Here is a 22,467-nt window from a genome sequence, read left to right on the forward strand (position 1 = left end):
GAGGAAGCCGCCATGACCATCGCCACTACCGCGCCCGTCGGCGCCAGCGTCCCTCTCACCGCCCCGCCCGGCCTCGTCGAGGAACTGCGCTTCGCGGTCGCCATGAACGGCGGCGTGAGCCTGTGCATCTGGATCGGCGGCGTCGCCACCGAGATCAACCGACTCACCCGCTCCAATCCGCAGCATGACGAGCCGGCCTGCGACGTCTATCGAGATCTGCTGTGCCTGCTCGGCTACGAGGCTCGCGTCGATGTCATCAGCGGCACCAGCGCCGGCGGCATCAACGGCGCCGCGCTCGGTATCGGCGCGGTCTATCGCTGCGGCATCGACACGCTGCGCGACGTCTGGCTCGACAGCGGCTCGCTCACCGACCTGCTGCGCGACCCGGCCACGCCCGCGCCACCCTCGCTGCTCGACGGCAACGACTACTTCCTGCCGCGCATCAAGACGGCCTTCGAGAATCTGATCGGCGGCCGTGCGGCCGCGCCGGCCATCGAAGCGCCGCTGTCGCTCACGCTCACCACCACGTTGCTCGACGGCGAACTCGTGCGCCAGGCCGACGACCTCGGCTCGACCATCTTCGACGTCAACCATCGCGGCCGCTTCCACTTCGTGCACGGCGCCAGCATCGACAACCGCCACGATGTCGTGCCGATGGCCAGCTTCGATGGCGACAGCGGCGCCGTCGCCCGGCGGCTCGCGCGCGCGGCCCGCGCCACCGCCTCGTTCCCGGCCGCCTTCGAGCCCTTCCTCACCGGTGCCGACGACCGCCTCGCCCAGCCCGCGAGCGTCGAGGCGCGACTGCGCGCCACCGATCCCGACATGACGTCGAAGCCGCGCTACGTCATCGACGGCGGCGTGCTCAACAACAAGCCGATCGAATCCGCGCTCGCGGCCATCATGACGATGCCGGCCGACCGGCCGGTGCGGCGCGTCTTCCTCTATGTCATCCCCGATCCGTCGGCCTCGGTGCGCGAGCGAGCGCCCGGCGACCAGCCCAGCATCGGCGCGGTCGCGCTCGACGCGCTGGTCGGCATCCCGGGCAACCAGGTCATCAGCGAACAGCTGGCCCAGATCCGCGACCACAACGCCGCCGTGCGCAACTACCGCTCGAAGATCGACATCCTCGTCGAGAAGGCCGACGCGGGCACCGTCATCGGTCTCGCCCGCACGGTCTGGCCGACCTATCTCGAAGACCGCGCCGCGCGGCGCGCCAGCGCCGTCATCGCCGCGCTGGCCGCCAGCGACGCCTTCGTCGGCGACCCGACCACACCCGGTCTCGCCCAATCGACGCGCGACTGGCTGGAGCAGCTCTGGCGCGGCAGGGTCGCGCCGATCGCCGCGCATGAAGACGATGCCGTGGGCCTGCCTTCCGACAGCCCGCCCTCCGACACCACCTCCGCGGACAGTCCACCCGCTGGCGCCGACTTCCGCGCGCCCCGTCTGCCGCGGGATCTCGACCTCCACCTCCGGACCAGCCTGCTTGCCCGGCTGCGCTCGCTGATGCGCAAGACCCTGCGCTCGATCCACCTCTGCGACGAACGCCGGCTCGGCACTGCCGACAACTCCGACCTGAGCATCGCCCACGACGCCATCACCCGGCTCGATCAGCAGCTGCGCTCCAGCGCCTGGACGACGACGCGCCACTGCCGTGACGTGCTCAAGAAGGCGGTCGCGCCGGACGGCCCCAGCCGCGCCGCCGCGATCGCCGCCAGCCTCGCGCGGGTCACGAGCGCCGCCGACGTGTCCGGCCACTGCGTGGAACAGCTCGTCGCGCAGCTCCGCGAACTCGCGACCGCCCTCGACAAGCCCGACACACCCGCCGGACCGGACAAACCCGACACCGCCGCCGACTTCCTCACCACCTTCGACAGTGGCCTCGCCGCCCTCGGCCGGGTCATGAAGTCGATGCTCGACATCCTGCGCGGCAAGCGCCTGCTCGACGCCGGAGCCGACACCGAGGACGCCCGCATCGCCGCCACACTCCAGCGCGCCCATGCCTACACCTTCGGCGCGGCGGCGCACCTGGACGGCTGGGACGGTCCGACGCGGCGCCTCATCGCGCTGCATGTGCTGTCCACCGTCTTCGGCGACGGCCAGGACAGCGACGCCACCGGCGCGGTCGAACTCGTGCAGGTCAGCGCGCGCTTCGACCGCGATGCCTGGGGCAACACCGGCGCTGGCGTGCTCTCGCCCGAGGCCAAGGTCGCCGGCATGCAGCTCGCGCATTTCGGCGCCTTCTACCGCCGCTCCTGGCGCGCCAACGACTGGATGCACGGCCGGCTCGACGCCATCGACCGGCTGGTGCGCGCCGTGCTCGTGCCGCGCCGCCTCGCCCGCCTCTACCCCGGCCGCGCCAGGGAGGTCGCCGCCGCGCTGGCCGACCTCGCCACCCGCGACAGCACGCTCGCACCCGACGCCCTGCCCGAGCTTGTCGAAGCCGATCGGGAGCGGCGCCGCGCGGCGCTGACCACGCAGATTCACGCCGAACTGCGATTCCTCGATGATTCGCGGGTGCTGCCGCCGGCCGAGCTGCGCACCAGTGCCGACGCCCTCATCCGCCAGCTCCAGCTGCGCGTGATGCGCGCTGAGATGCCCGACGTGGTGCAGGCGCTGCGGGCCGACCGCGCGGCGGGCGCCGACCCGCGCCCGCCGGCCAGCGTACTGCTCGCGACCTGGGATCCTCATCTCGACGCCACGCGGCTCGTGCGGCTGGTGCAGGCCTGCGCGCTCGGCCGCGAAGGCATCGGCAGCCAGTTCGGCAGCGATCTCATGACCGCCACTCTCGGCAAGACCGTCGCCGTCGTGCATGCGGCGGCGAGCGGTCCGCATCTCGGGGTCGATCCGGTGGCGGCGCTGCTCAAGACGCTCAAGCTGCCGGTCACGCTGTTCTACTGGGCCAGCCGCGATCTCTCGCGCGGTTCGAGCACCGCCTCGGCGCTGCGGCTGCTGATCCTGGCGCTGGGTGTGACCCTCGTGATCACCGCCGGGCTGGGCGACGGCCTCAAGTCACCGCTGCTTGGGCTGGGGTGGTCGCTCACCGCCGTCGGCGCGCTGATGCTGCTGCTGCGCGGCGGAGGGCTGGCCACCGGACCCGGACAGCTCACGGCGGTCACGGTGCTGCTGGCGCTGCTGATCGCCGGCGTGGCGAGCGGGTTGCCACCGATGGCCCTCGGGCTGTTGCTGGTGGCCGGCTGGCTGATGGCGCGGACAGGCTGTCGCCGCGTGGCGGTCTCGGCGGCCGGCGCGCCGGCCGGCACGCCGGGGTGGCGGGCCAGGATCGCGCGCTGTCGGGCCGCGCTGGCCAGGTGCCTGCGGTGGCTGGCCACCGGCTTGTGCGCGCTCGTCGCCGGCCTGCGCGCGCTGCTGCTCGGCTTGCTCCCGGCCGCCGTGCTGCTCGGCGCCATGTGGTGGTCGGCCGGAGCGCCGACCGACACCGGCCCGCTCCACCAGGCCCTGCGCGCGCTGCCGCACACGCCGGCGGAATTGGCCGACGACATCGTCGAGCGCACCAGCAAGAGCGTGCTGGACAGCCACCCCACCGACATCGACGCGGCCGTCAGGCTCGCCGCCCGTACCGCGCTCAAGGAAGCCGAAGTCGCGCGCTGGCGCGCGGTGCTGCTGCCGACGGCGCTGCTGCTGCTGCTGACGCTCTACCTCGCCCTGCGCGACTGGCTGGCGAGTCGCCACCGACACGCCGATCCCGAGGCCTGACCGGCCGGCGCCGCCGCCACCACGGTCCTGGGTCGCGCGGCATGCATGCTGCTTCCTTCGCCGACCCCACCTCCTCCGCCATCGTCATGCCCAAGACGCGCCTGTTCGCCGCCCTCGCCCTGCTCGCCTGCACCACCGCCCTCGCCGACACTCCGAAGCGCAAGGTCATCATCGACCAGGACGCCTACGGCGCCGCCGGCTCCAACCAGCAGGCCATCCTCATGCTGCTGCAGGCGCCCGACGTCGAGCTGCTGGGCATCACCGTGGTGAGCGGCGACGGCTGGCGCGACGAGAACGTCGCCCATGCGCTGCGGCTGCTGGAGGTGGCGCAGCGCACCGAAGTGCCGGTGTTCGCGGGCGCGGTGCTGCCGCTCGTCAACAACCCTGCGCGCACCAGGGCCTGGGAGATGCGCTTCGGCAAGCTGGTCTACAAGGGCGCCTGGACCGAGAGCTGGCCCGCCTACCAGAGCGCGCCGCGCGAGGCGCATCCCGACGATCCGTGGCGCGTGCCGCCGGTGGCGTCGGGCCTGCCCGACATCAAGCCGGCGCCCGGCACGGCGATGGACTTCCTCATCCGCAAGACACGCGAGTTTCCGGGCGAGGTCACGATCATCGCGGCCGGCCCGCTCACCAACCTCGCGCTCACGGCGCGCATCGACCCCGACTTCGCGCGCAACGCGAAGGAACTCGTGTTCATGGGCGGCAGCTACAACCCGCTGCCGGCCGACAACGCCTTCGCCGCCGAGTACGCGCACAACCCGAGGCTCGAATTCAACCTGCGCTTCGACCCCGAGGCCGCAAGCGCGGTGCTGCACGAAACCTGGCGCAAGGTCACGCAGCTGCCCGTGGACCCGACCACCCGCAGCTTCTGGAGCGACGACTTCATCCGCCGCGCCGGCGCCGGGCGCACGCCCTTCGCGGGCTATCTGGGACGCTTCGGCCTCAACCTGCCGATGTGGGACGAGATGGCGGTGGCGGTCTGGCTCGATCCGACGCTCGTCACGCGCGCCGACACCGTGCTCGTCGATGTGGATACCGACAGCGCCGGTTCAGGCTACGGCAGCACGCTTAGCTGGCCGGTCGGCCACGGCCCAGGCATGGGCGAGCGGCCGGTGAAGGTGGTGCGGGAAGTCGACGTGAAGCGCTTCGAGCGCATGACGCTCGACCTGCTGACGCAGCCGCGCCGCTGAAGCGCGGGCAGGTTCGAGCCGGTGCGCCGCGGCGCCTGCCGGCACCGGTGAAGCCGGCAGGCGGGCGAGTTCATCGGCAAAGACCGACCCGCCTCCACGCCACCGTTTCGCCGCCTTTTCGAACGAATGCCCGCACGACCGCTCACCACAATGCGGAAATCGCCACCTTCTGGCGCTGCCGCGCCAAGCATGCGCGGGCTTCATGGCCGCACCGGCCTTTTTCGACAGCAGCATTCCGAAAGGACCTCCGTGCTCGCCAATCTCCCGATCGGGCGCCGACTCGCGCTTGCCTTCGTCACCGTCATCCTCGTCTTCATGGCCGTCATCGGCGGCACGCTCTTCTCCGCCGGCCGCATCAAGGAAGCCGAAGGCTGGAACACCCATACCTACCAGGTCCTGTCCGAGGCAGAGGACCTGCTTCAGGCCATGATCAACATGGAAACCGGCGTGCGCGGTTATCTGATCGCGGGCCAGGACGGCTATCTCGATCCGTACAAGGCCGGCGTCGCCGCGTTCGACGAGCACCTCGTCCGGGCGCGCCAGCTCACCGCCGACAACCCGGCCCAGCAGCGCCGGCTCGCCGACATCGAGGCGCATCACCACGAATTCCGCACGGTTGCCGACGACTACATCGCGCTGCGCCGGCAGGTGAGCGCCGGCAGCAAGTCCGAGGCCGATCTGATGAAGGCGTTCGGCGCGGGCCGCGACAAGGCGGCGATGGACGCCTTCCGCGCGCTCCAGCACGAATTCGCGGGCACGGAGGAAGCGCTGCTCAAGGAACGCTCGGCGCTCGTCGAAGACACGCGCAGCAGCAACCGCTGGATGATCGGCCTCGGCAGCGCGCTGGGCGTGCTCGTTGCCGTGGTGACGGGGCTGCTCATCACGCGCTCGATCACCCGCCCCATCGGCACCGCCGTCGCCGCCGCCCGCGCGATCGCCACCGGCAATCTGACCTCGTCCATCGAGGTGCGCACGAGCGACGAGACGGGCCAGCTCCTCGCCGCGTTGCGCGACATGAACACCAGCCTCGCGGGCGTGGTGCGCAAGGTGCGCGCGAGCAGCGACTCGATCGCCACCGGCTCCAGCCAGATCGCGAGCGGCAACGCCGATCTGAGCCAGCGCACCGAGGAACAGGCGAGCAACCTCCAGCAGACCGCCGCCTCGATGGAGCAAATGAATGGCACCGTCAAGGCGACGGCCGAGCATTCGACGCGCGCCGACCAGCTCGCGGCGGCCGCGCGCGACGCGGCGGCGCGAGGTGGCGAACTCGTCGAGCGCGTGGTGACGACGATGGAGGAAATCGACCGCAGCTCGCGCAAGGTGGCCGACATCATCGGCGCGATCGACGGTATCGCCTTCCAGACCAACATCCTGGCGCTGAACGCGGCGGTCGAAGCGGCACGCGCGGGCGAACAGGGGCGCGGCTTCGCGGTGGTCGCGAGCGAAGTGCGCGGCCTTGCCCACCGCAGCGCCGACGCGGCCCGCGAGATCAAGCAGCTCATCGGCACGAACGTCGAGCGGGTGCAGACCGGCGCGAGCCTGGTCGATGACGCCGGCACGTCGATGCGGACGATCGTGGAACAGGTCGCGGCGGTCGCCCAGATCATCGGCGACATCAGCCTGGCGATGCGCGAACAGACGCAGGGCATCGATCAGGTGAACGACGCGGTGGGCCAGCTCGATCGCGTGACCCAGCAGAACGCGGCACTCGTGGAAGAAAGCGCGGCGGCGGCGGACAGCCTGCGCGCGCAGGCGGCCCAGCTCGTCGCGGCGGTCGGCGCGTTCAAGATCTGAAGCGGCGCGACCGGACGATCGGCGGCAAACCCGCCTTGCGCGGGCCTGCCGATGGCTTGCGGTCAGCTCGGCGTGGGCGTGCCGTTGAAGCGGTCGAGCTTTACGAAGGCCTTGCGCGCATGCGCGACGAGCTGGTTGTCGGTCGGCTGGGCCAGCGTCTCGACGCCGACGATCTTCTTCTCCAGCACGGGACGATGGCCGCGCGCCCAGGCGGCAAAGTCGGCCGCCGCGCCCGAGCTTCCAGTAACCAGCACTTCGGAAGCATCTTCAAGCGCATTGCCGACATCGGCGAAAAAGGCATTGACGTCGGACTGCTGGGGATGGCGCGCATGCTTGCCGCGCAGCTTGAGATGCGTGGCATCGGCAGCGTCGGCATCGAAGTGGAGGACATGCGCCTGGGCGTGATCGAGCCAGACGACAGCGTGGAAGGTGGTCATGGAATCTCCGGTGGTTTTCGGATCCGGCGGGCTATCCGGCCCCGCCTTCGATTCCATGCTCTGCCCGCGTTCGCGGCCCTTGCTTGATGCGAAGCAAGTCATGCAAGGGCTTGCATGACCGCCGGGCGCGCCGGCAACACCCGCGTCACGCAGGACCGCGGACGCCCCGGAACGACGCGATGATCGAAGCCGGGCTCAGAGCGGTTCGAGCTTGGCCACCGACAGCGCCAGCCATTTGCTGCCAGCGCTGCGGAAATTGATCTGCGCGCGCGCGTCGCTGCCGCTGCCCTCGATGTTGGTCACCACGCCCTCGCCGAACTTGGCGTGGCGCACGCTCTGGCCGAGGCGCAGGCCGGCGTCGCTGGCCTGCTGCTTCTGCACCCAGCCGGGCACCGGGCCGCCGCCGGTGTCGGGGATGTCGGCGCGACGCGCGGCCTTGGCGTCGTACTCGCCAAGCTCCTCCCAGCCGGTCGAGCGGCTTTCCTTCCAGTCGCGCTTCCAACCGGCCTTGACGCTGCCGGCCTGCTGGGCGGCATAGCCCGAGATCCTGGGCGTGAGCCATTTGCAGCAGCCCTCGGGCAGCTCGCCCAGAAAGCGGCTGCGCACGTTGTAGCGGGTCTGGCCGTGCAGCATGCGGGTCTGGGCATGGCTGATGTAGAGCCGCTCGCGCGCCCGCGTGATCGCCACGTACATCAGGCGGCGCTCCTCCTCCAGGCCCGAGGTTTCGGCGGCCGCGTTCTCGTGCGGAAACAGACCCTCTTCCAGCCCGGTGAGGAAGACCACGTCGAACTCCAGCCCCTTGGCCGCATGCACCGTCATGAGCTGCATCGCGTCCTGGCCGGCCTCGGCCTGGTTGTCGCCGGCCTCCAGTGAGGCGTGGGCGAGGAAGGCCGCGAGCGGCGGGATCGGCAGGTCGAGCACGCCGTCGGCGTCCGGCACGAGGGCGATTGCGCCGTCCGCGATGGCCGGGCCACCGTCGCTGGCGAGGCCATCGGCGCCGCCGCCCGCCGCCAGGCCGTCGGCGCCAAAGCCCGCATCGCCCTGCCCGCCGCCCGTCGCGTCGAAGCCCGCACCCTCCGCCAGCGCCGCCTGCTCGCTGCCCGACAGCCCGAAGCCCTTCGCGCCCGCGATGCCGCTCACCATGCCGTCGTCGCTGATGAAGTTGGCCGCCGCGTTGACGAGTTCGTCGAGGTTCTCCAGCCGTTCCTGGCCTTCCTTCTCGGCGCGGTAATGGGCGCGCAGGCCGCTCGTCTCCAGCATCTGGTCGACCGCCTCGGGCAGGCGCAGGCCGGCGGTCTCGAAGCGCAGGCCGTCCACCATCGTCACGAAGTCGCCGATCGTCTTGCCGGCCTTGCCGCTCAGGTAGGGCACGGCCTGATGCAGCGAGCACTGCCGCTCGCGCGCGATGTCGCTCAGCTGCTCCATCGAGCGCGCGCCGATGCCGCGCGCCGGAAAGTTGACGACGCGCAGGAAGGCGGTGTCGTCATGCGGGTTCTCCATCAGCCGCAGATAGGCCAGCGCGTGCTTGATCTCGGCCCGCTCGAAGAAGCGCAGCCCGCCGTACACGCGATAGGGAATGCCGGCCTTGAACAGCGCGCTCTCGATCACGCGCGACTGCGCATTGCTGCGGTAGAGCACCGCGATCTCGCTGCGCGACTTGCCGCCGGCGATGAGGTTCTGCGCCTCGTCCACCAGCCATTGCGCTTCCTGCTGGTCGGTCATCGACTCGTAGATGCGCACCGGCTCGCCGTGGCCGCGCGTGGTGCGCAGGTTCTTGCCGAGGCGGTTGCCGTTGTTGGCGATGAGTTCGTTGGCGCAGTCGAGGATGTTGCTGTAGCTGCGGTAGTTCTGCTCCAGCTTGATCAGGTGCTGGACGCGGAAGTCGCGCTCGAAGGCGGCCATGTTGCCGACGTTGGCACCACGGAAGGCATAGATGCTCTGGTCGTCGTCACCCACCGCGAACACCGAGGCCTGCCGGCCCAGTAGCTTGAGCCACTTGTACTGGAGGTTGTTGGTGTCCTGGAACTCGTCCACGAGGATGTGGCGGAAGCGGCGCTGGTAGTGCTCGCGCAGCGGCTCGTTGGCCAGCAGCACCTCGTAGCTGCGCAGCAGCAGCTCGGCAAAGTCCACCACGCCCTCGCGCTGGCACTGGCGGTCGTACTCCTCGTACAGCTCGACGAACTTCCTGCTCTGCGGATCGTGGGCGGGCGTCTTCTCGGCGCGCAGGCCCTCTTCCTTGCAGTTGTTGATGAAGTGCTGGAGGTTCTTGGCCGGGTACTTCTGGTCGTCGACGTTCAGGCCCTTGAGCAGGCGCTTGATGGCCGAAAGCTGGTCGGCGCTGTCGAGGATCTGGAAGGTCTGCGGCAGGCCGGCGTCGCGGTGGTGGGCGCGCAGGAAGCGGTTGCACAGGCCGTGGAAGGTGCCGATCCACATGCCGCGCAGGTTGATCGGCAGCATCGCGCCGAGCCGCGCGAGCATTTCCTTGGCGGCCTTGTTGGTGAAGGTGACGGCGAGGATGCCGCTCGGGCTGACGCGCCCCTGCTGGATGAGCCAGGCGATGCGCGTCGTCAGCACCCGCGTCTTGCCCGAGCCGGCGCCCGCCAGGATCAGCGCCGGTTCGTCGGGCAGGGTGACGGCGGCGAGCTGTTCGTCGTTGAGCTTGTCGAGCAGGTGGTCGGGGAACATGGGCGCGGGAGGTGGGCGGTTGCCACTGGATAAAAAAGCAGCCGGATTATAGGAGCCGCCCACCCTGCCCCGGCGCTTACCTCCAGCCCTTGGCCACGAGCGCCGCCTTTACCGCGTCGGCAATGGCCTGATGGCCGCGCGTGGTCGGATGCTTGCCGTCGGCGAAGGCATAGGTCTGGTCGGCATTGGCCGCGACCAGCGTCGCCGACGAGCACAGCAGCGAGGTGTCCTGCGTCAGCGTCGGGTTGCAGGCGGTGCCGCTGGTGTTGGTGAAGCCGTACTTGGCGGGATTGCTCAGCTCGTCGTTGAGCAGCGCATAGCCGTCCACCACCACCACGTCGAGCTTCTGCGTGGCGATCGCCTGCCTGAGCTGGGTGTTGAACTGCACCACCAGCGCGTTGATGAGCGCCTGGGCCTGGGCGCCGGCGGCCACGCCGTCGGGCGCGCGGCCCACGTCGGGGAGCGTGAAGGTCACGACGTACTTGCCGCCGGTGGCGAGCACGCGGGCGATCTGCGCGACCTGGTCGTTGGCGGCGGTGGTGATCTCGGCCAGCGCGACGGCCTGGCTCTCGGCTTCGGCCGCGACGAGGTTGGCGTGATAGAGCACGTCGTTGCTGCCGCCGAGCAGGAAGACGAGGTCGTGGTCGGTGAAGTTGCCGCGCGCGAGCTGGGCGTCGAGCTGCTTCGACTGCGGCGTGGCGAGCGGGCCGGTGATGGCGCAGCTGTCGGTCGCGGGCACGTAGTCGCAGTCGATGCCGGGCTGCTTCGACACGCGCGCGCCGCCCTGGGCATAGCCGTAGCCGGTCTTGACCGTGACGGGGGCGCCGAAGCCGCCGGTTTCCCAGGGCGTGATCGTGAGGCCGAGGTCGGTGGCGATGCGCTCGACCCAGATCGGGCCCGGGTTGGTGGTGAACTTGCCGCCACCGACCGAGGCGACGGCCGGCGCGTAGGTGCCGACATCGCTCAGGCTGTCGCCGAAGGACAGCACGCGGTTGAAGCTGGGCTTGGCGGTCGATGCGCCATCGACCGACGAATTGCAGGCCGCCAGACCCGCTAGACAAACCGCCCCGACGAGGGCGAGAACACGACGTGAAACCATGGCGGACGCTCCGATGTATTGCTGTTTGGGGGCGCCGACGTTAACGCTTCGTGAACGAGTTCGCACTTTGTCTGCGGTAGCGCGACCCGACGCCCGCCCGGGACCGCGGGCGGGCGCGCCGGGCTGACCGCCGATCGGCGCGCTCGGGCGCCGGCCGGCTCAGATCAGCGCGTTCGAGCGCTGGAGAAAGCTCATGAACTCGTCGCGCGGCATCGCCTTGCCGTAGACCCAGCCCTGCACGTAGTCGAAGCCGAGGTCGCGCACGACGGCCAGGTCGTCGCGGTTCTCGACGCCCTCGGCCACGGTGCGCAGGCCGAAGGTGCGGCCGATCTCGCCGCAGACCTTGGCGATGAGGCGGGCGCGCTCGTCGCGCGCCGCGCCGTGCACGAAGGCGCGATCCACCTTCAGCTCGGAAAACGGAATCGTCGACAGCCGCTGGAACGACGAATAGCCGGTGCCGAAATCATCGATGGCGAGGCCGAAGCCCACCATGCGCACCCGCGCCGCGTTCTCGAGCGTGGCGGCGAGGTCGCCCATCATCTCGCCCTCGGTCACCTCGAGCGTGATCCAGCACGGATCGATGCCGTGGCTGCCGACGATCTCGGCCATTTCCTCGCACAGCGCCGAATCGGCCAGCTCGGCGGTGGACACGTTGATCGCGCAGGCGATCGACTGGCCGAGGTCGAGGCAGTCGGCCGACAGCCGCGCCGCCTGCCTCAGCATCTGGAGCGTGAGCAGGCTGGTCGAGCCGGTACCGATCAGGCCCGGCAGGATCTCGGCCGGCGAGACGATGTGGCCATCGGGTTCGCGCAGCCGCACCAGCGCCTCGACACCCACGACCTCGCCGGTGGCGAGCTGGATCTTGGGCTGGAAGAAGGCCTCGATGCGCTCCTCGGCGATCGCCATCGCCACCGCGCGCGAGCTGAGCGGGCGCAGCGGCGCCGCCGCCGCCGGAACGGGCGTGCGCAGCGCATGCGCGATGGCCCGGCTCACCGCCTGCGGCGGCTCGCTCTTCTCCACCACCTGCACGACCGGAAAGCCGAGCACCTCGGCAAACGCCTGCACGGTGCGCGCGATGCTGAACGAATGCGCGCTCAGCAGCAGCAGCCGGCGCGCGCCGCGCGCCTCCATGAGCCGACGCAGCAGGCCCAGGCAGTCGCCGTCGTAGAGCGACAGGCTCACGAGCGCGAGATCGACCGGCGCGACCAGGCTGAAGTCGAAGGCGTCGGCCTCGGCCACCGAACCCAGCTCGACCAGCTCGTGCACGCCGGCCTGGGCGAGCTGCTGGCAGAGCTGGGCGGCGAAGAAGCTGTCGTCCTCGATGATCAGCGCGCTCGGCGGGCGACCCGCGATCGTTGGCGCGCGCAGGGGCGGAGTCATGGCTGGGCTTTCGGTGATGCAGCGTTGAAATCCGGGCAGGCGCGCAGCGTGTCGAGCGCGACGCGGGCCTCGCCCGCGAGCGCGGCCTGCTCGACGCGGCGCGCGACGTCGGCCATGGGCTCGTCGCGGAACACCGCGGCCACGCCCGCGAAGCGGTGAGCGCGGCGGCGCGCGTCATCCAGCAGACCGTCGGTCAGCTCGCGCACGAGCTCGGTGAATTCCTTGCTGCGCTCGGCCTCGTAGGCGGCGCGCAGCGCGAGGTCGCGCGGCGACACGCTCGGCTCGCTGCGGCCGAGCGCGGCATCGAGCGCGGCGACGAACTCGGCGCGCGACACCGGCTTGCGCAGCCAGGCCGCGACGCGGGCGTCATGGCCGTCGGGCAGCGCGCGCCGCTCATGGCCCGAGCACACGATGACGGGCGCGCCCACGCGCTCGAACAGATGGAAGGCGGCGCCGTCGCCCAGCTCGAAATCGGCCACCAGCAGCTCGGGCATGGCTTCGGGCGCGAGCTCGTCGAGCAGCGCCTCGGCCGCGCGCAGGCCCGGCGCGGTCGTGACCGCGCAGCCCGCGTGCTCGCACCACAGCGCGAACAGCCGGCGCAGCACCGGCGAATCCTCGACGAGCAGCACCCGTCGCAAGGGCGCGGTCATCAGAGCGTCTCGAACACGGCCTTGAAGTCGGAGAACGACGTCGGCTTGATGAGCAGCGCGTTGAAGCCGACACCGAGGATCTGCTGCTTCTCCTCGATCATCGCGTGGGCCGTGTAGGCGATGACGGGCAGATGCGCGAAGCGCGGCTCGGAACGGATCGCGCGGCAGACCGACTCGCCGCTCATGACCGGCATGCGCAGGTCGAGCAGCACCGCGTCGTACTTGCCTTCCTGCACGCGGTTGAGCGCCTCGCTGCCCGACTGAGCCTCGTCGGCGGTCCAGTTCAGGCGCTTGAGGAAGGCGATCGCCAGCTTGCGGTTCATCTGGTTGTCGTCGACGACCAGGGCGTGACGCGAATCAGGCATGGGCCACCTCCGGCCGGGCAGCCGGCTCGGGCGCGAACACGAGCGGCAGTTCGATCGTCACGCGGGTGCCCGCGTCGCGGTCGGAATCGATGGCGATGGTGCCGTGCATCATCTCGATGAACTCCTTGGCCAGCGGCAGGCCCAGCCCCGCCCCCTGCGACGGATGGACGAAGTCGTTGGACGTGCCCTGGAAGCGGTCGAAGATCCGCGCGAGGGATTCGCGCGGGATACCGACTCCATTGTCACTCACGAGGATTTGCAGCCGTCCGTCGCCCACGGGCTTCGCGCCGAGGCTGATCACGCCGTGTTCCGAGAACTTGACGGCGTTGTTGACCAGGTTGTTGAGCACCTGGAACAGCTTCATCTGGTCGGCGTGCACCGGGCGCGCGAGCATCGGATCGACGTCGGTGCGCAGCTCCAGCCGCCTGTTGCGCGCCGCCACGTCGTTGAGCTGGGCCACGCGCTCGAACAGGTTGCCGAGCGTGAAGTCTTCTTCCTGCAGGTCCATGCGGCCGGCCTCGATCTTCGCCAAGTCGAGGATGGAATTGACGAGCGCATGCAGATGCGTCGCGCTCTGGTGAACGATGTCGCCCATCTCGCGCATGTCGTCGTCCTCGGCCGAATCGCGGATGAGTTCGGCATAGCCGAGGATGCCGTTGAGCGGCGTGCGCAGTTCGTGCGACACGCTCGCGAGGAACTTGCTCTTCAGTTCGTTGGCCTCGTTGGCGCGGCGCTGGCTCTCGCGCAGCGCGGTCACGAGCCGGTCCTGCGCGGTGGCCTGGCGGATGACCAGCGCCGTGAGCCCGAGGCCCACGAGCGTGATCGCGATCAGGCTCGCCAGCCCGGCGTTGCGCCGGCGCTCCCAGGCCGCGAGCACGGTGTTCTCGGCCACGCCCAGTACAACCGTGAGGCCGGTATCGGCCTGGGTCGCGAAGGAGTAGAGCCGGCGCGTGCCGTCGATGAAGTCGCTGCCCTCGGCAGCGCCGTTGCCGAGCTTGCCGATGGTGCGGAACACCGCGCTGTCGCCGACGTTGTCGCCGAGGATCTGGCGCTCGCCGCCGGCCTGGGCCCGCACGATGCCGTCGGCGCCCACGAGCGCGAGCAGGCCGCCGTGGCCGAGGTCTTCATTCGCGAACAGCCCGGTGAAGTAGTCGGGCGTGAGCGACACCACGATCACGCCGGCCGCCTTGCCGTCGGGCGCATTGATGCGCCGCGTGAGCTGGAGCGACCACTTCTTCGACACCCGGCCGAGCACGGGCTTGCTGAAGAACAGCTTGTCGCTGCCGTCGGGGGCGTCGAGCTGGACCCGGATGTGCTCGCGGTCGCTCAGGTTGATGCGGTTGTCGTTCTGCGACGACTTGACGGTCCAGCCGTCGGCGCCGACCCAGGTGATGAGGTTGTACATCGGGTCGACGATGAGGCCGTCCCTCACGAAGCTTTGCAGATTGACCGCGCTGCCGCGCTCGATGACCTGGTGGCGCACGAAGCGGGCGGCCTGGTCGGCGCCCTGGATCGTGCGGTCGGTGTGCTCGGCGAAGGAGAGCACGAGGTTGCGGATGTCGCGCCGGGCGTTGTCGAGCGTGAGGTCGCGCTCATGGTCCATCTGCACGAGGAACGCGAGCCAGAGCCCGGCGAGCAGCGTGAGGGAGAGCGCGGCGACCGCTGACTGGAGGCGGAATCGGAATCGCATGGAAGGAACTCAGGTTGTCTTGTCGAGACGCAACACGATCCTGGCGCCCGACGTCTGAGCGGTTGACGTCGGCTGCGCCGGAAACTTGATGCCGGTCTGCTCGGCAACGCGGCGCGCGATGAACAGGCCCAGCCCGCTGCCCTGCTGCTCGTGGCGCTGGCGGTCGAACTGGTCGAACAGCCGGTGCCGCGACAGCCGCTCCGGACTCAGCCCCGGGCCGTCGTCGCGCACCTCGATCGACAGGCCCGCCGCGTCTTCGCCCACCACCACCTCGGCATGCTGGTGGCGGAACTTCATCGCGTTGTCGAGCAGTTCATCAAGGATGGCACGCAGGCCGTCGGGCGATGTGAAGTAGCACGCGGCCCCGGGTTTGTCCGGGGCACGACAGGCGGCGCCGTGACGCGTGGCCGCATCGCGCGCGAGCCGGACGAGGGCGCGCGTGTCCACCGTGTCGTTGCGGAACAGCTTCTGGCCCTCGCGCAGCCGGGTGGCGACGAGAAAGCGCGCCGACAGCCGCCGCAGCCGCTCGGCCGAGTCGGCCACGGCGGTCATCGCCTCCTGGCGCTCGGCGGCGTCGAGCGGCGTGGTGGCGAGCACCTCGGCGAAGCCCACGAGCGTGTTGAGCGGCGTGTTCAGCTCGTGCGGAAACATGTCGAGCAGGGCCTCGCGGTCGGCTTCCTGGCGCGCGCGCAGGCAGTCGCCGAGCGCCTCGGCGCGCGCGAGACGGGCGCGCACGGCCTCGACGAGTTCGGCCGGATCGAGCGGCTTGGCGAGCACGTCGTCGGCCCCGAGGTTCATCGCGGCGCGCAGGCCGGCGCGGTCGGCGACGCGCGTGGTGAGGATGACCGGCAGCACCCGGGTCTGCGGCAGCCGGCGCAGCTCGGCCAGCACGGCGGCGCCGTCGAAGCAGGCCGACTCGCGCGCGCACACCACGATGTCGTAGGGCTGGCGCGCCGCCGCCACGAGCGCCCGGCGTCCGTCGGCGAAGCCGTCGCAGCCGATGCCGGCCGCGAGCAGCGCTCCCGCGATGCGCTCGCGCGCCTGGGCGTCATCGTCGATGGCGAGCGCGCGCAACGGCCGGGACGGCGGAACCGGAGGGGAGATGGAGGTCACGATGCGTGGCGGAGCGTGGGATGGACGCGACAGCGTCGGCCGGGGGGCGGGAGCGATTCGGCCTCAAACCGGATCAAAACATCAAAAACGACAAAAACGATTCTAAGCGCCGTAAAAGATTTGAGCCTCGGCAGTGGTTGGCAAAAAATCGGGGCATGACGCCTTCCAATTCCAACGACCAGCCCGCCGACGACGGCGAGCGTTTCTTCACCACGGCCGAGGCGGCCGAGCAGCTCGGGCTGTCGATCGGCAGCGTCAAGCTCATGGTCGACCGCGGCGAGCTGGCCGCCTGGAAGACGGCCGGCGGGCATCGCCGCATCTCGGCGCAATCGCTCGCGGCCTGGCGCCAGCGCAGCGCGCGCAACGCGGCCAGCGCGCCGGGGCGCATGCGCATCCTGCTGGTGGAGGACGACGCGCCGACGCGCCGGCTGTTCGAGCGCAAGGTCGCGCAGTGGAAGTTCGACGTCGATCTGCTCGCGGTGGGCGACGGCATCGAGGCGCTCATGAAGCTGTCGCAATGGCAGCCCGACCTGCTCGTGACCGATCTGGTCATGCCGCACATGGACGGCTTCGCGATGCTGCGGCGGCTGCGCGCGGCGCGCGAGTACGACGCGGTCGATCTGGTCGTCATCACCGGGCTGGACGCCAGCGCCATCGCCGAGCGCGGCGGGCTGCCGGCGGACGCGCTGCTGCTCTACAAGCCGATCGCCTGGGACCGGCTGCACGGCTTCATCGAGGCGCGCATCTCGGCCCGGCTGCGCCGGCTGTAGCGCGGCTGGCGCAGCCGGCAGCCGCGCGGGTCGCGCAATCCGGAAACCCGCATCAAAAACGGGCTTGGGCCGCTTATCGCGGCATCGGCGCGACCCGGCGCGGGTTCAGATAGGCGAGTCTTTTTTCGCCCCCGAATCACGCCATGGGTGCCCCCGATTCAAACGACCGGCTTGCCGGGCTCGACACGCTTGACTGGCCCGGCCTTACCGGCGTCAGCCTGGCCGAGGGCGATCCCCGCGCCTGCCGTCTCGACATGCTGCGCGGCAGCCATGTGGAAGGCCGACTGGTGCGCTTCGCGCCGGGTGCCGACACGCTGCTGTTCGAACCGGACGCGCTCGGCAAGCCGCTGGCGATGAAGCTGGCGCTGCTGCGCGCGGTACGGCTGACCACGCCGCTGCATGCGCAGCCCGGACGCCATCTGCCGCCGCTGCGCGACTACCGCGTCATCTACACCGACGACACCAGCGAGCAGGGGCAGGTGTTCGCCACGGTGGACACGGCCGGCGGCGCCTTCCTCTACATCGCCAGCGACGACGGCCTGATGCGCAGCTTCATCCCGCATGCCTCGGTGCTGCGCTGGGAGCTCGACCCGCGCCGCGCGCCGCTCGCGCTCGCCAGGGAAGACGCGGCCGGCGCCGGACGCACTCCCGCCCCGGCGGCTTTTCCGGCGGCGGCCGGGCTCGGACTCGTGCCGCGCGACGCGCCGACCGAGGATCCGACCGCCACGGTCCCGGGCCTCCAGCACACGATCAACCTGCGCATTGCCTCGGCCGACAAGCTCTGGCGCGAGATTGACAGCCAGTCGACGCTGCCGGTCATGCGCATCGGCGACCTGCTGCTGGAGCACGGCCGCATCACCGAGACCGATCTCGCCGCCGCGCTCAAGCGCCAGAAGCAGCAGGGCGGCCCGCTCGGCCGCGCCCTGCTCGACCTCGGCGCGGTGGACGAGGACACGCTCAATGCCGCGCTCGGCACCAAGCTCGGCATGCCGACGGTCGATCTCGACGCCTTTCCGCTCGACCCGGCCGCCGCCCTGCTGGTGCCGGCCGCGGTCGCGCGCCGGCTGCGCGCGCTGCCGATCGCCGAGCGCAACGGACTGCTCGTGGTGGCGGTGGACGACCCGGCGCGCGGCCATGTGGCCGACGAGCTCAAGTTCAGCACCCAGCGCAAGGTGGTGACGGTGCTCGCCACGCCCGAGGCGCTCGACGCCGGGCTGGCGCGCGGCTACCGCGACCCGGGCGACGACGATCACGGCGGCATGGTCGAGTACGAGCCGGGCGACGTGACCGCGCTGGCCGAGCGCCTCGCCGCCGAAGGCGTGGCCGACGGCATCGAGATCGAGGACGTGCAGGTGAGCGAGAGCGACAACGCCCTCACCCGCCTCGTCAACACGATGATCCTCGACGCCCATCAGCAGGGCGTGAGCGACATCCACATCGAGACCTACCCGGGCAAGGCCAAGACCCGCATCCGCTTTCGCAAGGACGGCGACATGCAGCCCTATCTGGAGCTGCCCGCCACCTACCGCCGGGCCGTGATCGCGCGCATCAAGATCATGGCCTCGCTCGACATCTCCGAGCGCCGCAAGCCGCAGGACGGGAAGATCGATTTCTCACGCCACGCGCCGGTCAAGCTGGAACTGCGCGTCGCCACCATCCCGACCAACAACGGGCTGGAGGACGTGGTGATGCGGCTGCTGGCCTCGTCCAAGCCGGTGCCGCTCGCCAAGCTCGGCCTGAGCCAGCGCAACCGCGTCGAGATCGAGAAGATCGCCCAGCGGCCCTACGGCCTGTTTCTCGTGTGCGGCCCGACCGGCTCGGGCAAGACCACGACGCTGCACAGCTGTCTGGCCCACATGAACACGCCCGACCGGAAGATCTGGACCGCCGAAGACCCGGTGGAAATCACCCAGGCCGGGCTGCGCCAGGTGCAGGTCAATCCCAAGATCGGCTGGACCTTCGCCGACGCGCTGCGCGCCTTCCTGCGCGCCGACCCCGACGTGATCATGATCGGCGAGATGCGCGATCAGGAGACGTCGCGCATCGCGGTCGAGGCCTCGCTCACCGGCCACCTGGTGCTCAGCACGCTGCACACCAACAGCGCCGCCGAATCGGTGGTGCGACTGCTCGACATGGGGCTCGATCCGTTCAACTTCGCCGACGCCCTGCTCGGCGTGCTGGCCCAGCGCCTCGTGCGCCGGCTGTGCGAGAAGTGCCGCGAGCCGCATGAACTCGACGGCGACGAGATCAATGCGCTGCTCGACGAGTACAGCACCCAGATTCCCGAGGCCGCGCGCCCGAGCCGCGACGAGATGCTCAGGAAGGGCATCGCGATGTTCGGCAACGAGCGCGGCCGGCTCCAGCTCTGGCATGCGCCGGGCTGCAAGCATTGCGGCGGCACCGGCTACAAGGGCCGCGCCGGCATCCACGAACTGCTGGTGGCCGACCGCGCGGTCAAGCGCCTGATCCAGACCGGCGGGCGCGTCGAGCAGATCCTCGACGCGGGCGTCGGCGCCGGCATGCGCACGCTGCGCCAGGACGGCATCCAGAAGGCGCTCATGGGCGTGACCGACATGCACGAGGTGCGCGCCGCCAGCAATCTCTGACCCGATGGAGCGCCCCGCCCCGGCCCGCAGGGGCCGGCACAACAAGTGGCGCCCACCTCCGACACCGCCAACAACATCAACATCCCACGGAGTCCAGTCATGCGAGTACGCCCCGCCTCGCGCGAACACGATCAGGCCAGCGGCCGCAGCGCCCTCATCGAGGCGGCGCTGCCGTCGATGCGCCATGTGCAGCAGCTCGAACGCGAGCTGCACGAGTTGCAGCTGCGCTGGGATCTGGTCGAATCGACCGCGCGCATGGTCTGTCCGGTGGCGGCGGCGCGTTTCCTTTCGACGCTGGTGGCGACGCGCGAGCAGTTCGGCGCGCTCCAGCACAAGCTGCTCGACCGCGTGATCGACGTGCATCTGGCCAACAAGCACAACGACCTCATCGCGCGCGCCCAGGTGACGATCGACGTGCTGGTGCGCAGCCTGTACGAGCGCACGGCGGACGTGGGCTTCATCGCCACCGATCCGGTGCTGGTCGAGTTCGCCAGCGCGCCCGACGAGCATGACGCCGCCGTGCTGCGCGCCCGGCTCGACGAATACCGCGCCAAGTACACGGTGTACGACGAGATCCTGCTGCTCGACACCGCCGGCCGCGTGCTCTGCCGGCTGGAAGACCTGCCCTGCGCCGCGCCCGACGCGCTCGCCGACGCGCCCTGGTTCACCGAGGCGATGGCGCGGCCGGGCTTCGCGCAGTTCCACGGCTTCGACCCGCTCGTGGCCGAGGGTCGGCATGTGCTGGTGTACGCGCACCGGGTCGAGGGGCACGACGGCCGCACCGTCGGCTGCGTGGCGCTGAGCTTCGGCTTCGAGACCGAGATGCGGGCGATCTTCGACGAGATCGACGACGGCAACCGCCACGCGATCGTCGCGCTGGTGGACGAGCACGGCGTGGCCATCGCCAGCAACCGGCCCGACGTGCTCGGCGTGGGCGAGCCGCTCGAACTGCCCGAGCCGCACTATCCCGTCATCCTCCACCGCGATACCGAATACCTCGCCAGCAACCGCGAGACGCGCGGCTACCAGGGCTACATGGGGCTGCCCTGGCGCGCCGTGGGCCTCACACGGCTGGAGGTGGCCTTCCGCGCCGGCACGGGCGCCGCGCTGGCCGAGTCCGACCACGAGGCCATGCTCGACGCGATCATGCGCAGCGACGCGAGCCTGATCGGCACCATCGAGCAGGCCACCGCCATCGAGCGCGGCCTGGAGCATGTGATCTGGAACGGCAAGCTCGAACAGGCGCGCGGCAGCAATGACACGACCGGCTCGGCCAGCGCCGTGCTCGACCAGATCGGCGAGGCCGGCCGGCGCACCACGCGCATCTTTGCCGAGGGCATCCGGCGCCTGTGCGCGCTGGTGGCCGACGGCCGCCGCGAGCAGCTGCGCGCGCGCGCCGTGGTGACGATCAACATCGTCGACCGCAACCTGTACGAGCGCGCCAACGACTGTCGCTGGTGGGCGCTGAACGGCGCGCTGGCCGAGACGCTCGCCGCGCTGCGCGCCGACCCGCACGACACCGCCGCCGCCGAACGCGCCACCGCCGTGCTCGGCCGGCTCAACGCGCTCTACACCGTGTACCGCCGCGTCGCGCTGTGCGACACCGAGGGCCGCGTGCTCGCGGTCTCGCGCCCGGCCGACGCACTGCCGCCCGACTGGCGCCTGCCCGAGGAACTGGTGCGCGCCAACGCCGCGCTCGCCACCTCGCAGGATTACGCGGTCTCGGCCTTCGAGCCGACGCCGCTGTGCGACGGCGAGCCGACCTATCTCTACCTAGCCCAGGTGCGCGATCCGGTCACGCGGCGCAACCTTGGCAGCGTGGTGCTGGCCTTCGACTCGAAGGCCGAGTTCGGCGCGATGTCGGCCGGCGCCATCCCGCCGCTCCAGGACATGATCGCCCTGCTCATCCGGCCCGACGGCCTGGTGATCGGCTCGTCGGACGAGCGCTGGGCGCAGGGCGAGGTGTTTGCCGAGCATGCGCAGTTGACGGCGCCCGGCCCGGGCGAGTCGAACATGCAGCTCGTGGTGCTGGACGGCGCGCGCTATCTCGCGGGCGTGGCCAGCTCGGGCGGCTACCGCGAGTTCAAGCGCAGCGACGGCTATCACGAGCCGATGCTCAGCCTCGTGCTGCAACCGCTGCCGGTACGCCAGACCACGCCCGAGGAAGTCCGCTACGACACGCTCGGCGGCGGCGACGACGAGGCGCTTCGCCTGGGCCTGTTCCGCAGCGGCGAGCTGGTGCTCGGCATCCCGGTGGGCGACATCGTCGAGGCGATCCGGCCGCCGCGCATCGTGCCGATGCCGGGCGCGCGCCAGCTCGCGGGGCTGGTCGAGCACCACTCGGTCGAGGGCACGCGACTGGTGCCGGTGATCGACTTCCGGCTCGGCCACGACTGCGGCGACGACACGGGCGAGATCACCATCGTCGTGGTCCGCCAGGGCGCGCGCGAGCTGGGACTGCGCGTCGACCGGCTGATGACGGTGGCTTCGGTGGCGCCGTCGCGCGTCAAGCCTGCGCCCGAGTTCGCGCGCAACACGCCCTGGCTCGCGGGCATGGTGACGGCGCGCGGCGATGCCTCGGGCGGGCCGCTCGTGGCCATCGTGGACGCGCAGAAGATCCAGGCCGGCGACGCGCTGCCGAGCCTCGAGCTGCTGGAGGAGATGGGCCTCATCGACGCGACCGATCCGATGGGCGAGCCGACGGCGGACGAGTTCACGTTCTGAGGCGGCGCCGGAAGCGGCGTCACGCCAGATCGCCTCGAATCACGCCGGGTTGCGCCGGGCCATGCCGGGAGCCGCGTCGCGCCCGGACGAGTCATGCCACGCCGGCTTGCGGCGGACCGAGGCTGCGAACGCGGATCGGGCCGGGCGGGTGGCGCTCCGTGATGCCGTCAAACTACCCGCCATCCCCGCCAATTCGTTTATAAGCATGAACAATCATGCTTTGCCGGGGCGCTCGCCTATACTGCGCGGT

At 70.7% G+C, this 22,467-nt stretch carries 14 protein-coding genes; 6 read left to right on the plus strand and 8 right to left on the minus strand.

The genetic code is table 11. The annotated features are described in order from the left end of the window. Positions 1-12 precede the first annotated feature (12 nt). From H566_RS0102080 to H566_RS0102090, 3 genes are all read left to right on the plus strand, one after another. A complete protein-coding gene (locus tag H566_RS0102080) occupies positions 13-3,714 on the plus strand; it encodes a patatin-like protein (RefSeq protein ID WP_028310120.1) in 3,702 nt (1,233 codons plus the stop codon). Positions 3,715-3,755: 41 nt separating this feature from the next. Continuing rightward, positions 3,756-4,904 carry a nucleoside hydrolase gene (locus tag H566_RS0102085; protein ID WP_211238026.1) on the plus strand — a complete coding sequence of 383 codons (1,149 nt, stop codon included), beginning with the start codon at positions 3,756-3,758 and terminating at the stop codon, positions 4,902-4,904. A gap of 249 nt (positions 4,905-5,153) precedes the next feature. Next, a complete protein-coding gene (locus H566_RS0102090; protein ID WP_028310122.1) occupies positions 5,154-6,698 on the plus strand; it encodes a methyl-accepting chemotaxis protein in 1,545 nt (514 codons plus the stop codon). Positions 6,699-6,760: 62 nt separating this feature from the next. On the opposite strand, the gene H566_RS0102095 is transcribed toward H566_RS0102090, so the two are convergent. From H566_RS0102095 to H566_RS0102130, 8 genes are all read right to left on the minus strand, one after another. After that, complete coding sequence (locus tag H566_RS0102095; protein WP_028310123.1) at positions 6,761-7,135, minus strand: hypothetical protein; 375 nt, start codon at positions 7,133-7,135, stop codon at positions 6,761-6,763. 195 nt (positions 7,136-7,330) lie between these two features. Then, a complete protein-coding gene (locus H566_RS0102100; RefSeq protein ID WP_028310124.1) occupies positions 7,331-9,820 on the minus strand; it encodes a UvrD-helicase domain-containing protein in 2,490 nt (829 codons plus the stop codon). Positions 9,821-9,896: 76 nt separating this feature from the next. Next, a complete protein-coding gene (locus tag H566_RS0102105) occupies positions 9,897-10,919 on the minus strand; it encodes an SGNH/GDSL hydrolase family protein (RefSeq protein ID WP_028310125.1) in 1,023 nt (340 codons plus the stop codon). Positions 10,920-11,078: 159 nt separating this feature from the next. Beyond that, positions 11,079-12,299, minus strand: a complete 1,221-nt coding sequence (locus tag H566_RS0102110) for an EAL domain-containing response regulator (protein ID WP_028310126.1) — start codon at positions 12,297-12,299, stop codon at positions 11,079-11,081. After that, entirely contained in the window at positions 12,296-12,949 is a 654-nt protein-coding gene (locus H566_RS0102115; protein WP_028310127.1) for an Hpt domain-containing response regulator, read from the minus strand. Before H566_RS0102115 ends, H566_RS0102110 begins: the two co-directional genes overlap by 4 nt. Next, on the minus strand, positions 12,949-13,314 hold the full coding sequence (locus H566_RS0102120) for a response regulator (RefSeq protein ID WP_028310128.1): 366 nt from the start codon (positions 13,312-13,314) through the stop codon (positions 12,949-12,951). The genes H566_RS0102115 and H566_RS0102120 overlap by 1 nt, the downstream gene beginning before the upstream one ends. Further along, positions 13,307-15,004 carry a cache domain-containing sensor histidine kinase gene (locus H566_RS22410; protein WP_034410304.1) on the minus strand — a complete coding sequence of 566 codons (1,698 nt, stop codon included), beginning with the start codon at positions 15,002-15,004 and terminating at the stop codon, positions 13,307-13,309. The genes H566_RS0102120 and H566_RS22410 overlap by 8 nt, the downstream gene beginning before the upstream one ends. Before the next feature lie 9 nt (positions 15,005-15,013). Continuing rightward, a complete protein-coding gene (locus H566_RS0102130) occupies positions 15,014-16,117 on the minus strand; it encodes an ATP-binding response regulator (protein ID WP_084544663.1) in 1,104 nt (367 codons plus the stop codon). A gap of 155 nt (positions 16,118-16,272) precedes the next feature. On the opposite strand from H566_RS0102130, the gene H566_RS0102135 reads away from it, so the two are divergent. The 3 genes from H566_RS0102135 to H566_RS0102145 all read left to right on the plus strand — a co-directional run bounded on the left by H566_RS0102135 (position 16,273) and on the right by H566_RS0102145 (position 22,217). Further along, positions 16,273-16,887, plus strand: coding sequence for a response regulator (locus tag H566_RS0102135; RefSeq protein ID WP_028310130.1), 615 nt, complete (start codon positions 16,273-16,275; stop codon positions 16,885-16,887). A 143-nt stretch (positions 16,888-17,030) separates the two neighbouring features. Then, positions 17,031-19,493, plus strand: a complete 2,463-nt coding sequence (locus H566_RS0102140) for a GspE/PulE family protein (RefSeq protein WP_084544667.1) — start codon at positions 17,031-17,033, stop codon at positions 19,491-19,493. A gap of 99 nt (positions 19,494-19,592) precedes the next feature. Next, positions 19,593-22,217, plus strand: coding sequence for a chemotaxis protein CheW (locus H566_RS0102145; protein WP_028310132.1), 2,625 nt, complete (start codon positions 19,593-19,595; stop codon positions 22,215-22,217). Positions 22,218-22,467: the final 250 nt, after the last annotated feature.

Origin of the sequence: Derxia gummosa DSM 723 (assembly GCF_000482785.1) — a bacterium.
In the GTDB taxonomy this organism is placed as follows: Bacteria; Pseudomonadota; Gammaproteobacteria; order Burkholderiales; family Burkholderiaceae_E; genus Derxia; species Derxia gummosa.

Coding starts and splice junctions, on each gene's coding strand:
- H566_RS0102080 (WP_028310120.1), top strand. CDS start 13: ATGACCATCGCCACTACCGCGCCCGTCGGCGCCAGCGTCCCTCTCACC.
- H566_RS0102085 (WP_211238026.1), top strand. CDS start 3,756: ATGCATGCTGCTTCCTTCGCCGACCCCACCTCCTCCGCCATCGTCATG.
- H566_RS0102095 (WP_028310123.1), bottom strand. CDS start 7,135: ATGACCACCTTCCACGCTGTCGTCTGGCTCGATCACGCCCAGGCGCAT.
- H566_RS0102100 (WP_028310124.1), bottom strand. CDS start 9,820: ATGTTCCCCGACCACCTGCTCGACAAGCTCAACGACGAACAGCTCGCC.
- H566_RS0102105 (WP_028310125.1), bottom strand. CDS start 10,919: ATGGTTTCACGTCGTGTTCTCGCCCTCGTCGGGGCGGTTTGTCTAGCG.
- H566_RS0102110 (WP_028310126.1), bottom strand. CDS start 12,299: ATGACTCCGCCCCTGCGCGCGCCAACGATCGCGGGTCGCCCGCCGAGC.
- H566_RS0102115 (WP_028310127.1), bottom strand. CDS start 12,949: ATGACCGCGCCCTTGCGACGGGTGCTGCTCGTCGAGGATTCGCCGGTG.
- H566_RS0102120 (WP_028310128.1), bottom strand. CDS start 13,314: ATGCCTGATTCGCGTCACGCCCTGGTCGTCGACGACAACCAGATGAAC.
- H566_RS22410 (WP_034410304.1), bottom strand. CDS start 15,004: ATGCGATTCCGATTCCGCCTCCAGTCAGCGGTCGCCGCGCTCTCCCTC.
- H566_RS0102135 (WP_028310130.1), top strand. CDS start 16,273: ATGACGCCTTCCAATTCCAACGACCAGCCCGCCGACGACGGCGAGCGT.
- H566_RS0102140 (WP_084544667.1), top strand. CDS start 17,031: ATGGGTGCCCCCGATTCAAACGACCGGCTTGCCGGGCTCGACACGCTT.
- H566_RS0102145 (WP_028310132.1), top strand. CDS start 19,593: ATGCGAGTACGCCCCGCCTCGCGCGAACACGATCAGGCCAGCGGCCGC.